The 14,334-nt window shown below is 66.9% G+C and carries 12 protein-coding genes; 4 read left to right on the forward strand and 8 right to left on the reverse strand.

Features of this window, described 5'->3' with window-relative positions; translation table 11 throughout:
* Nucleotides 1-24: 24 nt before the first annotated feature.
* Nucleotides 25-561, forward strand: coding sequence for a hypothetical protein (locus ACVPT3_RS05265; protein ID WP_492043145.1), 537 nt, complete (start codon nucleotides 25-27; stop codon nucleotides 559-561).
* Here ACVPT3_RS05265 and ychF read toward each other — a convergent pair.
* From ychF to ACVPT3_RS05305, 8 genes are all read right to left on the reverse strand, one after another.
* Nucleotides 554-1,648: a redox-regulated ATPase YchF gene (gene ychF, locus ACVPT3_RS05270; RefSeq protein ID WP_183195761.1), complete on the reverse strand. Its 1,095-nt coding sequence runs from the start codon at nucleotides 1,646-1,648 to the stop codon at nucleotides 554-556. The two genes, ACVPT3_RS05265 and ychF, sit on opposite strands and share 8 nt — an antisense overlap.
* A 69-nt stretch (nucleotides 1,649-1,717) precedes the next feature.
* Entirely contained in the window at nucleotides 1,718-2,206 is a 489-nt protein-coding gene (locus tag ACVPT3_RS05275; protein ID WP_492043146.1) for a copper chaperone PCu(A)C, read from the reverse strand.
* A gap of 15 nt (nucleotides 2,207-2,221) precedes the next feature.
* Nucleotides 2,222-3,577 carry a PepSY-associated TM helix domain-containing protein gene (locus tag ACVPT3_RS05280; RefSeq protein ID WP_492043147.1) on the reverse strand — a complete coding sequence of 452 codons (1,356 nt, stop codon included), beginning with the start codon at nucleotides 3,575-3,577 and terminating at the stop codon, nucleotides 2,222-2,224.
* Nucleotides 3,577-5,643, reverse strand: a complete 2,067-nt coding sequence (locus tag ACVPT3_RS05285; protein WP_492043148.1) for a TonB-dependent receptor family protein — start codon at nucleotides 5,641-5,643, stop codon at nucleotides 3,577-3,579. The genes ACVPT3_RS05280 and ACVPT3_RS05285 overlap by 1 nt, the downstream gene beginning before the upstream one ends.
* A gap of 66 nt (nucleotides 5,644-5,709) precedes the next feature.
* On the reverse strand, nucleotides 5,710-6,096 hold the full coding sequence (locus ACVPT3_RS05290) for a DUF2946 family protein (RefSeq protein WP_492043149.1): 387 nt from the start codon (nucleotides 6,094-6,096) through the stop codon (nucleotides 5,710-5,712).
* Nucleotides 6,097-6,133: 37 nt separating this feature from the next.
* Nucleotides 6,134-6,754, reverse strand: a complete 621-nt coding sequence (gene pth, locus ACVPT3_RS05295; protein ID WP_492043150.1) for an aminoacyl-tRNA hydrolase — start codon at nucleotides 6,752-6,754, stop codon at nucleotides 6,134-6,136.
* Between the two features lie 87 nt (nucleotides 6,755-6,841).
* Nucleotides 6,842-7,465, reverse strand: coding sequence for a 50S ribosomal protein L25/general stress protein Ctc (locus tag ACVPT3_RS05300; protein ID WP_492043151.1), 624 nt, complete (start codon nucleotides 7,463-7,465; stop codon nucleotides 6,842-6,844).
* 144 nt (nucleotides 7,466-7,609) lie between these two features.
* A complete protein-coding gene (locus ACVPT3_RS05305; protein WP_492043152.1) occupies nucleotides 7,610-9,994 on the reverse strand; it encodes an ATP-binding protein in 2,385 nt (794 codons plus the stop codon).
* A gap of 52 nt (nucleotides 9,995-10,046) precedes the next feature.
* Between ACVPT3_RS05305 and ACVPT3_RS05310 the strand changes: the two genes are divergently transcribed.
* From ACVPT3_RS05310 to pstA, 3 genes are all read left to right on the forward strand, one after another.
* On the forward strand, nucleotides 10,047-11,459 hold the full coding sequence (locus ACVPT3_RS05310; RefSeq protein WP_492043153.1) for a sensor histidine kinase: 1,413 nt from the start codon (nucleotides 10,047-10,049) through the stop codon (nucleotides 11,457-11,459).
* Nucleotides 11,460-11,602: 143 nt separating this feature from the next.
* Nucleotides 11,603-13,033 carry a phosphate ABC transporter permease subunit PstC gene (pstC, locus tag ACVPT3_RS05315; protein ID WP_492043154.1) on the forward strand — a complete coding sequence of 477 codons (1,431 nt, stop codon included), beginning with the start codon at nucleotides 11,603-11,605 and terminating at the stop codon, nucleotides 13,031-13,033.
* On the forward strand, nucleotides 13,026-14,330 hold the full coding sequence (gene pstA / locus ACVPT3_RS05320) for a phosphate ABC transporter permease PstA (RefSeq protein ID WP_492043155.1): 1,305 nt from the start codon (nucleotides 13,026-13,028) through the stop codon (nucleotides 14,328-14,330). The genes pstC and pstA overlap by 8 nt, the downstream gene beginning before the upstream one ends.
* Nucleotides 14,331-14,334 lie beyond the last annotated feature (4 nt).

Genomic DNA, 14,334 nt, shown 5'->3' on the forward strand with positions numbered 1-14,334 from the left:
GCTTTGGCGCGGTGTTGTAGGCCGATGAAATATGCGTCGTTCCCGATGGTTGCGGCCATCGCCCTGCTGACCGCCTGTGGAGACAACAGGGTCAATCCCCCGGACGAGCCGGCGCAGCCGCTCAGGACGCCCGAGGCGATGCAGCAGGTGGAGGCGCCGGGGCCGTCGTCTCTGGCCGGTCGCGGCCCGCGCAGTTTTGTGGGAATCTGGGCCGCCAATCCCGTCTGGTGCGCCAATCCTCAAGGCGAGCGGGCGCCCATCACACTGACGCCGATGCGGTACGAAGCCCCTGGCGTCGCCTGCGACATCGCTCGCATCGACGAGACCGGTTCGGGCTATCTGGCGACCTTGGCCTGCGCCGCACAGGGGGGGCAGGCCAAGAGCGAGCGGGTGCATATGGCCGCCACGGGCGACGTGATGAACCTGACCTACATCGACCGGGGCATGAAGACGGTGAAGCTGGCGCGCTGCCCCGGCTCGCCCCGCGCGCCGGATCCCGCCAATCCGCTGGAAAGCATGATGAAGAAGGGGTCAGAGGCCCCCGCTTCGAAACCTAGTTGAACAGGAAGTTCATCACGTCGCCGTCCTTGACGACATAGGTCTTGCCTTCCGCGCGCAGCTTGCCCGCCTCGCGCGCCTTGGCCTCGCCGCGCAGGGCGACGAAATCGTCGAAGGCGATGGTTTCGGCGCGGATGAAACCCTTTTCGAAGTCGGTGTGGATGACGCCGGCCGCCTGGGGCGCGGTGTCGCCGACATTGATGGTCCAGGCGCGGGCCTCCTTGGGGCCGACCGTGAAATAGGTCTGAAGCCCCAGCAGCTTGTAGGCTTCGCGGATCAGGCGGTTCAGGCCGGGTTCTTCCAGACCCAGGGTCTCGAGGAACTCCTTCTGCTCCTCGTCGTCCAGGACGGCGATCTCGGACTCGATCTGCGCGGAGATGACGACCGAGTTGGCGTTGTCGGTGGCGGCGCGGGCGGCGACCTTGTCCGACAGCTCATTGCCCTTGTCGGCCGAGCCTTCCTCGACGTTGGAGACATAGAGGGCGGGCAGGGCGGTCAGCAGTTGCAGCATGTGCCAGGCCTTGGCGTCTTCCTTGGACACTTCGGCGGTGCGGGCAGGCTTGCCGGCGTTCAGCTGGGCCAGGGCCAGGTCGACCAGTTTCAGCGTCAGGCCGGAGTCCTTGTCGCCGCCCTTGGCGCGCTTCTCCAACTGGGGCCGGCGGCGCTCCAGGCTTTCCATGTCGGCCAGCATCAGCTCGGTCTCGATGATCTCCAGATCGGCGATCGGATCGATGCGGTTCTCGACGTGGGTGATGTCGTCATCGACGAAGCAGCGGGCGACGAAGGCCACGGCGTCGCAGTCGCGGATATTGGCCAGGAACTGGTTGCCCAGGCCTTCGCCCTTGGACGCGCCGCGCACCAGGCCGGCGACATCGACGAAGGTGATGCGGGCGGGGATGATCTCCTTCGACCCGGCGATCTCGGCCAGGGCGTTCAGACGCGCCTCGGGCACGGCCACGTCGCCGGTGTTCGGCTCGATGGTGCAGAACGGATAGTTGGCCGCCTGGGCCGCCGCCGTCTTGGTCAGGGCGTTGAACAGGGTGGACTTGCCGACATTGGGCAGGCCGACGATCGCGACTTTAAGAGCCATGGTATTCCTCGTGAGCGCGAGCCTTTAGCGGGTTCGATCCCGTTTGTCAGGCTCGCGCTTCAAAAGGCGTCAGTGCGCGCCGTGATCCATGCCCGCCATGGCCGGCTGACGCACCGCCGCCTGCACCGTCACCTCAGGCGCCGAGGCGAATTTCAGGGTGATGGGCACAGTCTCGCCGGCCACCAGGGGAGCGGTCAGGCCGATCAGCATCAGGTGATTGCCGCCGGGCGCCAGGGCGACCGACTGACCGGCGGGAAGCGGCAGGCCCTCGGTCAGCTGGCCCATCTTCATCATGCCGTTCTCGGTTTTCATCTCATGGACCTGAAGCTCTCCGGCGCGCGGCGTGGCGCCGCCGGTCAGCCGGTCGTCGGTGGTGGCGGTCAGGGTGACGTAGCAGCCGCCTGCCTTGGCCCCGTTCGGCGACGGGCGGCACCAGGCGTCAGAGGCGGTCACGGCGGCGACCGCCTCAGGGGCAGGGACCGGCTTATCCGCCGGCGCATTACAGGCTGTCAGGGTCAGGGCGACTGCGGTCAAAGCGAGGGACAGGTGGGTTTTCATGGCGTCGGTTCTCTTTCAGGAAACGGCGGGGCGTCGCCGGATCATCGGCCGCACGGCTCGATCGAGCAATACGGCGACGACCAGGCTCAGCCCCGTCAGGGGATAGAGGAGGGCGAGGGGCAGGACGATGCCCAGGACGGCGGTCCGGACGCGTGGTCCCGGCGGTGCGGGCGGGGCGCCGAGACGCCCGCGCGACAGGTTCGGCGGGTGGCGCTTCCACCACATGACCAGGCCGCTGATCGCCAGCAGCCAGACGCCGATACAGCCCAGCAGCATGACGATCCGGTTGACCTGTCCGTACTGGGTCCCCTGGTGGGTGTAGATGCCCCATTCGATGGCCTTGGCGCCGGCGCCGAACCGGTCGTAGTCGAGGTCGGCCAGCAGGCGGCCCGAGGCGGCGTCCACATACAGCGACCGGCTGTCCTGGACCCGGCGGGCCTGGGTCGTGATCGTATAGGCCGTGCCCGAGGCGGCGGGAATGGAGACGGCGTAGGGCCGGGCGAGACCCGCGCCGTCGGCCGTCTTCAGCACCCGGTCCAGGGCTCCGTGACCGGCGTGGTCGTGGGCCATGACCATGCCGTCCATGGCCCAGCCCGCGCCGAGCGGCTGATCGTGATGTTCGGCGCGCTGCCAGGCCCCGGCGACGGGCGCAGGCGGGCGGCCCAGACCGCTGGACTTGACGACGTCCATGACCGTGTCGCCCCAGAAGGCCGACCAGGGCATGCCGGTGACCGCCAGGAACAACACGACCCCGCCGACATAGACGCCGGTCAGGGCGTGCAGGTCGCGCCAGAAGGGACGGCGTCGAGTGTCGGTCGTCTTGGGCGAGAAGGTCGCAACCGCCCGTCCGCGCGGCCACCACAGATAGAGGCCGGTGGCGAACAGGATGATGGTCCAGCCCGCCACGATCTCGACCAGGATATTGAACGGCCGACCCAGCAGGGTCAGGCTGTGGGTCTTCTTGACCAGTTCCATGAACCCACCGGCGGGAATGACGCCGGTCGCGCGGCCGGTGTGCGGATCGATGAAGACCGTCTTCTGCACCCCGTCGGGCCGATCCACCCGCAGGCGGACGGCCTGGTTCGCCCGGGCGGGCATGACCAGATTGGCGACCCGACCGCCGCCGGCGGCCTGGGCCGCCGACGCCAGCCAAGTCTCGGGGGACGCCTGAGACTGAACCGCCGGCACGCGGATCATGTCGCGATAGAGCGCGGCGTCGATCTCGTCCTTGAACAGATACAGGCCGCCCGTAAGGGCCAGCAGCATCAGCACGGGCATGACGAAGACGCCGGCGTAGAAATGCCAGCGCCAGACGGCCCGGTAGGCGCCGGACAGATCGTCCGGCGCCTGGGTTGCGACCTTGCCGGCCATCAGTAGCTCATCCTGACGCCGACATAGGCCGAGCGGCCTTCGCCGGGGAAGAAGACGGTGGTCGATACGCTGGCGATCCTGGCGTCGGTTACGGCGCTGAAGTTCGAAACATAGGCCTCGTCGAACAGGTTGCGCACGTCGGCGAAGACGGTCAGGCCGTCCCTGACGTCCCATCCCAGGTTCAGGTTCGCCACCGTATAAGCGGGCGACTTCAACTTATTGGCGTAGTCGACCCAGGCATCCGCCATCGACCATTCCACGCTGGGGGCCACGAACCAGCCGGCCGGGTGATCATAGCGCAGTTCGGCCCGGTACAGGTGCGGCGGCACGACCGGCAGGTTATTGTCGCCGTAAACCTTGTCTCCGTCGAAGTGGAAGTCGGAGAAGGCGTAGGTCTGGCGCAGCCGCCATTGCGGCGCGATCCGCCAGTCCAGCCCCGCCTCGATCCCCTGGTGAACCGTGGGCCCGGCGTTGAAGGTGGAGGCGGGAATGCCCAGCGCGTTGTCGATCACGAAGTTCAGCAGCTCATGGTCCAGGTCGGCGCGATAGGCGGTGACGTCCCAGGTCACCGGGCCGCGGCGGCCGCGCGTGCCGACTTCCCAGGTCACGGCTTCCTGCGGGACCAGGGGCTGATAGCCGGCGGCGGTCGGCGACAGGGCCGAGAAGTTGGGCGGCTCGACCGAGCGGGTGACATTGGCGAAGATCTGATCGCCTTCCTCGCTTTCCCACAACAGGCCGGCGCGGGGGGCGAACCAGTCGAAGGTCTTATCGACGGTCAGATCGATCGTGCCGGCGACGCCGGGGACCACATAGCTTTGATAGTCCCGCTCGGCGCGGCCCCAGGTTCCCCCGGCGACCAGGGCCAGGCGGTCGGTGACGAACAGCCGCCCCTCGCCGAAGACGTCCAGCCCCTTGCCGTTCTGGAAGCTGCGGGCGCGTAGACCGTTCTGTTGTCCGTCGAGGTTCGCCCACTGTTTGGCGTCCAGATCGCCCTGGCGGTACCAGGCGCCGTAGAAGGCGTCGGCGCGCATGCCAAAGACTTGGCCCTGCCAGTCGAACCGGCCGAAGGCGCCATAGTTGCGGCTTTCCTGGTCGATAACCTGGAAGATGGGGTGGTCCAGATCCTTCCAGGTCCCATAGACGGCGCCCTCGAACACGGTGGACTCGTCTAGCCGCCAGCGCGTCTGCAAGGTCGTTCGGATCGATTGCATATTGCGCTGGTAGTTCAGTGTGACGTTGCTCAGCGTCGCCGTCTGGGGCTTGGTCAGGGCGTCCGACAGGCTGAGACTGCCGGGGATTTCCTGATGGACGTCCCCGCCCGAGACCAGCAGGCGCACCTCGCGGTCCTGACCGAAGCTGCGGCCGATATTGGCGGACAGGTGCAGGGACTTGCCCTCGCTCTGCTGACGCCAGCCGTCAACAGTCTGGCCGGTGACGGCGGCGAAGCCGTCCCAGTCGCCGCGCACGCCCGCGACCTCGGCATGGGTGCGCACCGTGCCATAGGAGCCGCCGTCCAGACGCAGGCTCAGGTTCGAGGTCGCCGTACGGCCGGTCGGTGTGACCAGATTGACCGCCCCGCCCAGCAGGGCGCCGCCGAAGCGCAGGGCGTTGCCGCCCTTGTAGACCTCGGTGTAGCGGGCGATCAGCGGGTCGATCAGCTGGAAGTCGCCGAAGCCGTCGGCTTCGTTGAACGGCACGCCGTCCTGGGCCAGCAGGGTGCCGCGATTGTGGCTGGAGTTGCCGATGCCCGAGCCGCGGATCGACAGGCGGATGTCGCCGCCCCACTTCTTCTGGGCATAGACGCCCGGCGCGTCGCGCAGCACGTCGGCCAGGTTGGGCGCATAGCGGTCGGCGTAGGATTCGGCCGAGACGACGGCGACCGCGCCGGGCGTGCGAGACAGACGTTCGCGCGCCTCGGCGACGACGGCGGGGTCGTCGGCGTTGCGCCGGGCGGTGACAATGACGGTGTCGAGGACGGCGGGCTCGGAAGCCTGTTGGGCCAAGGCAGGGCTGGCCAATGAGGCAAGCAGCAGGGCGCAAGGCGCCGCGGTGGTCTTGAGAGACATGATGATCCTGAAGTCAGAACGAGAAGGACGCGCGGGCGGTGGGCCGGCGCGGGCTTTGGGTCTGGTTCAGGCGTGGGGTGGTGCGGTGGACGGCGGGCGCGGCGGGGCGCGGGCCGGCGGCGGGGGGCTGACGCGGGCGGGCGAATAGACGACCGTCTCGACCGTGTGGATGACCGGCGCAGGTTCGGGCGCGGGGGGCGTGGGCAGGGCGGCGGCCAGGGGCACGACGCAGGCGGCGCACTTGGCGCCCATATGCTTGTTGACCGGGCCGTCCATGCCGCCGGACTGGATGGTCTGCGGCCCTTCGGCGGAACAGATGACCAGAGGCTGGCCCGGCTGGGCCGCCGCCAGGGCCCCGAACGGCAGCAGGGTTCCGAGCACAAGAGCGAACACCGCCGCCAAGAAGGCGAGCGACTTCGATGTCGACCAATGATCGGCGCCGGAACGGGTCACGCGTCGCCTCTACGGCGTTTCGCCGAGGGCGTACAGGCTACAGTTCGCCGCGCGCCGCCTGGCGGGGGCTGAACTTGGGCGCGGGGGCCAGGCGCATGACCTCGCCCTGATAGCGTTCGTCGTCGCCTGCGGCGGCGAAGGGCAGGGCGTCGGCGCAGGCCTGGAGCAGGGCGTCCAGCCAGGGCTGTTCCGCCTTGTGGAAGTCGCCCAGCACATGGGGCATGACCATCTCCTTCTCGCCGGGATGACCTATGCCCATGCGGGCGCGCCGGAAGTCGGCGCCCAGATGGCTGATCAGCGAGCGGACGCCGTTCTGGCCCGCAGCGCCGCCGCCCGTCTTCATGCGGAACCGGCCGGGCGCCAGATCGATCTCGTCGTGGAAGACAATAATCTCCGACGGCTTGATCTTGTAGAAGCGCGCCGCCTCGCCCACGGCCCGTCCGCTCTCGTTCATATAGGTCTGGGGCTTCATCAGCAGGACCTTGACCGGCCCGTTGGCTGTATCGACCTGGCCCTCGCTGACGATCGACTGGAACTTGGCCCGCTCCGGCCCGAACCGCCAGCGCCGCGCAATCTCATCGGCGGCCATGAAGCCGATGTTGTGGCGGTTCTTCTCGTACTTTGCGCCCGGATTGCCGAGCCCGGCGATGATGATCATGGCGTCCTCATGCCGTGTGCGTCGCACAAAGAAAAGCCCCGCCGCGGCGAACCGGGCGGGGCTTGATCTTGTCGAAGCGACGAAGGCTTAGCCTTCGGTGCTCTCGGCCGGAGCCTCAGCGGCTTCGTCAGCAGCAGCCGACAGGGCGGCGGACGAGACCTTGATGGTGGCGATCACGAAGTCGCGGTCGGTGATGGTCGGCTCCGCGCCCTTGGGCAGGGTGATGTCCGAGATGCGGATGGTGTCGCCCATCTGCGCCTTGGCCAGGTCGACGACCAGTTCTTCCGGAATGCTGTCGGCCTTGACCAGGATTTCGACCGCGTGGCGGACGACTTCCAGCGAGCCGCCCTGACGCGCGAACGGCGCTTCGTCGGCGTTCTTGAAGTGAACCGGCACTTCGATCTTGACCGGGGCGTGCTCGTCGACGCGCATCAGGTCAAAGTGCAGGGGGCGGTCCGAGACCGGGTCGAACTGCACGTCCTTGGCGATGACCGGCTGGGTTTCATCGCCGTACTTCAGCGTGACCAGGTGGCCCAGCAGCTTGCCGGTGTAGAGGGACTTGCGGAAGTCCTTCTCGTTCACCGAAACAGCGACGGGGGCCTTGTCGCCGCCGTACAGGACGCCCGGCACGAAACCGGCGCGACGGGTGGCGCGGGCGCCACCGGTGCCGACGCCATCGCGGACGTCCACGTTCAGAATGATCTCGGCCATCTGGCTCGCCTCAACAACAACGGAAACACCGCGCCAACCCTGGGCCCGCGCGGCGGGGTCATGAACCCTCGAATTCAAGAGCGCGGGCTATTACACGCATCATGACGGATGTGCAACCGCCATGGTGAGCGACAGTCCCGGCTGCTAGGCGGCCTCGACCGCATCTTTCAGCAGGCTGGTCGGGTCGGCGATGATCGCCAACAACTCTGCGGCGTTGAACGGCTTGGCCAGATGGTGGTCGGCGCCGGCCGCCCGTCCGGCGGCGATATGCTCGGGCATGGCGTTTGCGGTCAACATGACCACAGGCGTGCGAGGACCGCCGATCGCCGTTTCATGGAGGCGGATTTCGTGCGTCGCCGTCAGTCCGTCCATGACTGGCATCTGCATGTCCATCAGCACGAGGTCGAAGTCCTGGGTGCGGAACGCCTCGACCGCCTCGGCTCCGTTCTCGGCGATCGAAATCTCGCACGATGTCTGAGCCAGGATTAATTCGATGACGCGGCGGTTGGTCGGATGGTCGTCGGCGACCAGAACGCGAACGGTCCTCCGGCCGAGCTTGCTGACGACCGACCTCGCGGAAGCTTCGAGTCGTGCCGGCGCTTGGCAGGCGACCAGGGGAACGGTCAGGATAAAGGCCGAACCACCGCCGGGTTCACTTTCGCAGTCGAGATCGCCGCCCATCATTTCGGCCAGTTGGCGGCAGATCGACAGACCCAGCCCCGAACCGCCGAATTTGCGGGTGATGGCGCCGTCGGCCTGTTCGAATCGGCTGAACAGGCGATCGCGGGTCGCGGCGTCGAAGCCGATGCCTGTATCCTCGACGGTGAAGCGGAGGGTCGGAGCGCCGTTCTTTTCCGGACCGCGCTGAACGGTCAGTCCGACGAAGCCCTGGCTGGTGAATTTGACGGCGTTGGAGACCAGATTGGTCAGGATCTGTTTGAGGCGCACCACGTCGCCGCGAATCCAGAGCCCGTCCTCCAGGTCGATATCCACGTAGAAGCCCAGGTGTTTTTCGCGCGCATTCTCTGCGTAAAGCTGCGCCGCCTCACGCACGGCCAACGCCAGTTCGAAAGCGTCCTCGGTCAGTTCCAGCTTGCCCGATTCGACGCGGGCCAGATCCAGAATATCGCTGAGCAGCGTCTGGAGCGTGCGGCCTGAGGCTTGCATCAGGTCCAGCATCTCGCGCTGATCGGCCGTCAATTCCGTCTTCGAAAGGGCTTGCGAGAGGCCGATCACGCCGTTCAGCGGCGTGCGAATCTCGTGGCTCATATTCGCCAGAAACTGGCTCTTGGCGATATTGGCGGTCTCCGCCGCATCTCGCGCTTCGCCCAGAGCGCGGGCGTTTCGCTTGAGCGCGGTTATGTCGTTGCACACCGTCACCGTGCCGCCCTCGGGGGTTCGACGTTCCTGGATCTGCAGCCAGTGGTCGCCCCCCACCTGCTGTTCAATGGTCGAGGAGGCCTGGCGTCGCACGCGCAGGCGTTCCGCGATCCATTCCTCCTCGCGCCCGATAGCCTCGTCATACCGGCCTTCGTTTATGCCGATCTGGAGGACTTCGCGGAAAGTCATGCCCCGCTTGAGGAAGGGCGCGAGCTCCGGATTCACCTCGGCATAGCGTGCGTTCCACAACACTAGGCGGTCGTCGACGTCATAGAAGGCCAGACCGTCCGACATGGCCTCGACGGCTTGACGGATCTGACGCAGGGCGCGAGCCCGCGCCTGATAGGCTGACCACACCTGGGCGGCTCCGATCCCCATGATGATCAGCGCGATGATCAGATTCACCGTCCACATCGCGTCCGACGACAACCCCGTCGGTGGAGCAGCGACTGGGGCCGCCGCGACGGTGATCGCGGCCATTCCGACGAAATGCAGAAAGAGGATGGCGAGCGATGCGCCGATGCTGGCGGACATCAACCGGATTAGTCCTCCCTGCCGATACAGGAAGGCGCTGATCCCGGCGATCGCCATGGCGCCGATAATCGACACTGCGACCAGACCCGGATGCAGGCTGATGAGCCCGTCCTGAGTGCGAAGCGCAGATAGACCCATGTGGTGCATGACCGCCATTCCGGCGACGGCCACCAGGGCGCCGAGAATGCGTCGGACGCCGCTGTCGCCGGACAGGGTGGCGAAGACGGCCAAGCCGGTCGTCACGAAGATCAGGAGCGCCGCGCCCAAGCTCATGCCGATATCGTAGCTCAGGCCCCCGGCGCCCATGTACCCCTGCATAGCGATGAAATGTGTCGCCCATATCGTCATGGACGCCATCGATCCCGCCAGGATCGCGAGATTTCTTCGGCGGGCGCCGCTGTTTATGCGCGCCCTGCCGATATATCGGGCGGAAGACCCCATGCCGACGAGGCACACGAGGACCGCCAACAGGGTCACTCGCCAATCGTGGTCATGCGCGATGCAGTAGATTATTCGGTCCACGACGCCCCCTTCGCGCTGAGATTGCCCGAAACTCCTAAACAAACCGTGCGGGCGAGGGCGATAAAACCTCCGCTTCTGTCGACGCGTCGTCACAGAATCCGTGCAAGGATCGGATTCCTTCGCCTTACGGGGTCACACGCCGCCCATGCCCTACGAATCCTCGCCTTCGCCCGTGGCGCCGATCTCGACCTCCCGTCTCTGGACGGTGGGCACCAGTATCGCTATCGCCGTGGTTGTTCTGGTGGGGCTCGCCTTCGTCCATCCGCAGATCGCCAACTGGCTCATCGGAGGCGCGGTGCTCGTGGCCTTCTCGGCCTGGATTCTGAACGCCCAGTCGTCTTCAGCCGCGCCGCTTCCGGAATCGCCGGGCGCTCCGGCCGAAAGGTCCTCGGACCCGATGACGGCGGACCTGCTGGACAGGGTCTTCGAGGCGCTGGACGATCCCGTGCTGATCATCAGCGGCGGCGAGCCCGACGACATCGCCGGCCGCCGCATCCTGATGGCCAACAATGCGGCGCGTGATCTGCTGCGAATCCAACGGCAGGGCGCCTTGCTGGTTCAGGTGATCCGCGAACCCGGCGTGCTGGAGGCTGTCGACGAGGCCCTGTTCGGCGGCGTGTCCCGCACCACCGACTATACCACGGGCGGGCAGAGGGATCGGCGATGGCGGGCCTGGACCCGGCCCCTCGGCGGCGGGGAAAGTCTGGGACATGACGTCCTGGCCATGGTCATCATGCGCGACGAAACTGATGCGCGGCGCACCGAAATGATGCGCGTCGATTTCCTGGCCAACGCCAGTCATGAACTGCGCACGCCCCTCGCGTCGCTGAGCGGCTTCATCGAAACCTTGAAGGGACATGCACGCGACGACGTCGCGGCGCGGGACCGTTTTCTGGATATCATGTCCGCCCAGGCAGATCGGATGGGGCGGCTGGTGGCCGACCTGCTTTCGCTCAGCCGCATCGAGTTGAATGAACATATACCGCCTTCGGGCCGGGTCGATCTCGACCGCGCGGCGGCCGACGTCGTCGACGCCGTCAGCGTTCTGACTCAGGAGAAACAGGTCGAGGTCCAGGTCGATCGGGGCGAGGCGAGGGCGTCGATAAACGGTGATCGGGACGAGATACTGCAGGTGGTTCAGAACCTGCTGGACAACGCGATCAAATATTCGCCGAAGGGCGGGGGCGTGGAAATATCCGTGCGGTCCGACCTGTCGTTCGACGAGGCCTGGGCGTCGCGGATGCCGGGGGCCACACGCCTGCCGCTGGTCACGCCCGATCGCGCCGTCGGCGTCCTCTATGCCGCCGTCACGGTTCGCGACCACGGACCCGGCATGGCGCGCGAACATCTGCCGCGCCTGACCGAGCGATTCTACCGCGTCGAAGGTCAGAAGAGCGGCGAGCGACAGGGAACCGGCCTGGGCCTCGCCATCGTCAAACACATCATCAACCGCCACCAGGGTGGTTTAATGGTCGAAAGCGCGCCCGGCCTGGGCGCCGCCTTCACAGCCTGGTTCCCGATGGTGGTGGAACGCCGAGACGCGCGCCCAACCGCCTGATATCCGTCCACGGACGGGCGCTGTTACCGAACTGTCATCAACTCGTCTTAATCCGCTGACCATTCACAGGCAGTAGTCGCGCCGCGTCGAGCCCGGATCCCCGGTCGTCTTTCGATTCGCGCCTGCCCCGCTTCGGACCCGGAATGATCTGGATTTATCTGCTGATCCTCATCGCGCTTAGCGTCGCCGCCTTCCTAGGCGGACGCGAACTTGCGCGGCGCCGCGCCATCGGCGCCAAACCCCACTCACGCCCCGGTCAGCACGGCGCCTACGCCCTGATCTGGGTCGCCGCGCCGGCCCTGCTGGTCCTGATTCTTCTTAGCGTCTTTTCGGCTCCGTTGGAGCGGCAACTGACCGCCGCCGGCACGCCGGACGCCGTGGCGGCGCTTGAACCCTTCCGTCGGGACGCCTTCTTCGCTGACGCCCACCGGGTGGGGCGCGGCGAGCCCGCCCTGCAGATCTGGGAACGCCCGCTGGCCGAGCTGGTGCCGGCCGAGGCGCGCCGCATGGTTCGCATCGAGCGCACCTTGCAATGGGGAGGGGGCGTCGCAGCGGTCCTGGCCGCCATCCTGGGCGGCCTGTTCGCCTTCACGCAGATCAAGCCCCAGACACGCGCCCGCAACCGGGTGGAGGGTTGGGTGTACGGCGCCCTGTTCGTCTGTTCGGCCATCGCCGTCCTGACCACCTTGGGCATCATTGCTTCGCTGGCCTTCGATTCGCTGCGCTTCTTCCAGAAGGTGCCGGTCTTCGACTTTCTGCTCGGGACCCAGTGGAGCCCGCAGACCGCCATTCGCGCCGACCAGATCGGTTCGACGGGCGCGTTCGGCGCCGTGCCTCTGTTCGCCGGCACCCTGCTGATCATGCTGATCGCAATGTGCGTGGCGGCGCCGATCGGCCTGCTGTCGGCGATCTATCTTTCCGAGTACGCCGGCCGCGGGACCCGCGCGGTCATCAAGCCGCTCCTCGAGATCCTCGCGGGCGTACCGACGGTCGTCTACGGCTTCTTCGCCGCTTTGACCGTGGGGCCGATCCTTCGCGTCTTCTTTAACGAGATCGGCCTGTTCCTGATCGGCGGACCGCTGGACGGTCTCGGTCATTATCTGGCCCTGGTGCAGAACCAGATGGCCCTGACCGCCGGCGCCGTGATGGGGATCATGCTGATCCCGTTCGTGTCGTCCCTGTCGGACGACATTCTGAACGCTGTGCCGCAGTCGCTGCGTGACGGTTCGTTCGCCATGGGCGCCACCAAGTCCGAAACGGTGAAGCGGGTTCTTCTGCCCGCCGCCTTGCCGGGCATCGCCGGGGCTCTGTTGCTGGCGGTTTCGCGCGCTATCGGCGAGACCATGATCGTGACCATGGCTGCGGGCCTCGCCGCCAATCTGACCTTCAATCCGCTGGATACGGTGACGACAGTCACCGTGCAGATCGTGACCCTGCTGACCGGCGACCAGGAGTTCAACAGCGCCAAGACCCTGTCGGCCTTCGGCCTGGGCCTGACCCTGTTCCTGGCGACCCTGGTGCTGAACATCGTCGCCCACCGGATCGTCCAGACCTACCGGGAACAATATGACTGACGCGACCCCCGATCAGATCGCAGGAGCGGCCGCGAAGGGTCGCCTGGAGCGTTTGCGCGCCGGCCTCAAGCGTCGTCACGCCAAGGAGGCGCGCTTCAAATGGGCCGGACGTTTGGCCATCGCCGCCGCCATGGTCTTCCTGGCCGTGCTGCTGGTGCGCATCGTCGAACAGGGGCACACGGCCTTCTACACCCACACGGTCACCGTTCCGGTCTATATGGACCCGGCGCGCATCGACCGCGCCTATCCCCAGGGCTCGAACTTCGCCCAGCTGGCGGCCGAGCAGCAGTTGGCCCGCTGGGGCATGACGGACGATGCGACGGGCAGCGCCTCCAGCGAGATGAAGGGGCTGTTCTCCTCTGAAATGAAGTTCGTCGCCGCCGAACTGGTGGCTAAACGTCCTGACGTCATCGGCGAGACCGTGCCTCTGGCCGCGCCCTTGTCGGACGACGCCGATCTCTATCTCAAGGGCGAGATCTCCAGGGACACGCCGGAAGACCAGCGCCGTCTGACCGACCGGCAGATCAACTGGCTGGATCGGATGCAGGCCGAGCGCGTGGTCGGCTCCCACTTCAACACCGCCCTGTTCACAAACGGCGACTCGACCCAGCCGGAGCTGGCCGGCGTGCTGGGCGCCGTCGTCGGGTCGGCCCTGATGCTGATGGTGACGGCCCTGATCGCCATCCCGCTGGGCGTCGGAGCCGCCATCTGGCTCGAGGAGTTCGCCCCGAAGAACAGGCTGACGGACATCATCGAGGTCAATATCAACAACCTCGCGGCCGTGCCCTCCATCGTCTACGGCCTTCTGGGCCTGGCGCTGTTCATCAACTGGATGCATCTGCCGCGCGCCAGCCCGATCGTCGGCGGTCTGGTGCTGGCCCTGATGGCCTTGCCGACCCTGGTCATCGCCACCCGCTCGGCCCTGAAGGCGGTCCCGCCGTCCATCCGCGAGGCCGCCCTGGCCATGGGCGCCTCCAAGACCCAGACCGTGTTCAGCCACGTCCTGCCGCTGGCCATGCCCGGCGTCATGACCGGCGCGATCATCTCCATGGCCCACGCCCTGGGCGAGACCGCGCCCCTGCTGCTGATCGGCATGGTCAGTTTCGTGCCGGGCGTGCCGCACGCCATCGACCAACCCGTCGGCGCCCTGCCGTCGCTGATCTACATCTGGGAGAACGCCTCCGAGCGGGCGTTCCACGAACGCACCGCTGCTGCGATCATCGTTCTGCTGGTCTTCATGATCATCATGAACGCGGCGGCCATCATCTTGAGGCGGCGCTTCGAGCGCCGGTGGTAAGAGA

This window comes from Brevundimonas sp. FV1ps31S, assembly GCF_058681265.1.

Coding starts and splice junctions, on each gene's coding strand:
- ACVPT3_RS05265 (WP_492043145.1), top strand. CDS start 25: ATGAAATATGCGTCGTTCCCGATGGTTGCGGCCATCGCCCTGCTGACC.
- ychF (WP_183195761.1), bottom strand. CDS start 1,648: ATGGCTCTTAAAGTCGCGATCGTCGGCCTGCCCAATGTCGGCAAGTCC.
- ACVPT3_RS05275 (WP_492043146.1), bottom strand. CDS start 2,206: ATGAAAACCCACCTGTCCCTCGCTTTGACCGCAGTCGCCCTGACCCTG.
- ACVPT3_RS05280 (WP_492043147.1), bottom strand. CDS start 3,577: ATGGCCGGCAAGGTCGCAACCCAGGCGCCGGACGATCTGTCCGGCGCC.
- ACVPT3_RS05285 (WP_492043148.1), bottom strand. CDS start 5,643: ATGTCTCTCAAGACCACCGCGGCGCCTTGCGCCCTGCTGCTTGCCTCA.
- pth (WP_492043150.1), bottom strand. CDS start 6,754: ATGATCATCATCGCCGGGCTCGGCAATCCGGGCGCAAAGTACGAGAAG.
- ACVPT3_RS05300 (WP_492043151.1), bottom strand. CDS start 7,465: ATGGCCGAGATCATTCTGAACGTGGACGTCCGCGATGGCGTCGGCACC.
- ACVPT3_RS05310 (WP_492043153.1), top strand. CDS start 10,047: ATGCCCTACGAATCCTCGCCTTCGCCCGTGGCGCCGATCTCGACCTCC.
- pstC (WP_492043154.1), top strand. CDS start 11,603: ATGATCTGGATTTATCTGCTGATCCTCATCGCGCTTAGCGTCGCCGCC.
- pstA (WP_492043155.1), top strand. CDS start 13,026: ATGACTGACGCGACCCCCGATCAGATCGCAGGAGCGGCCGCGAAGGGT.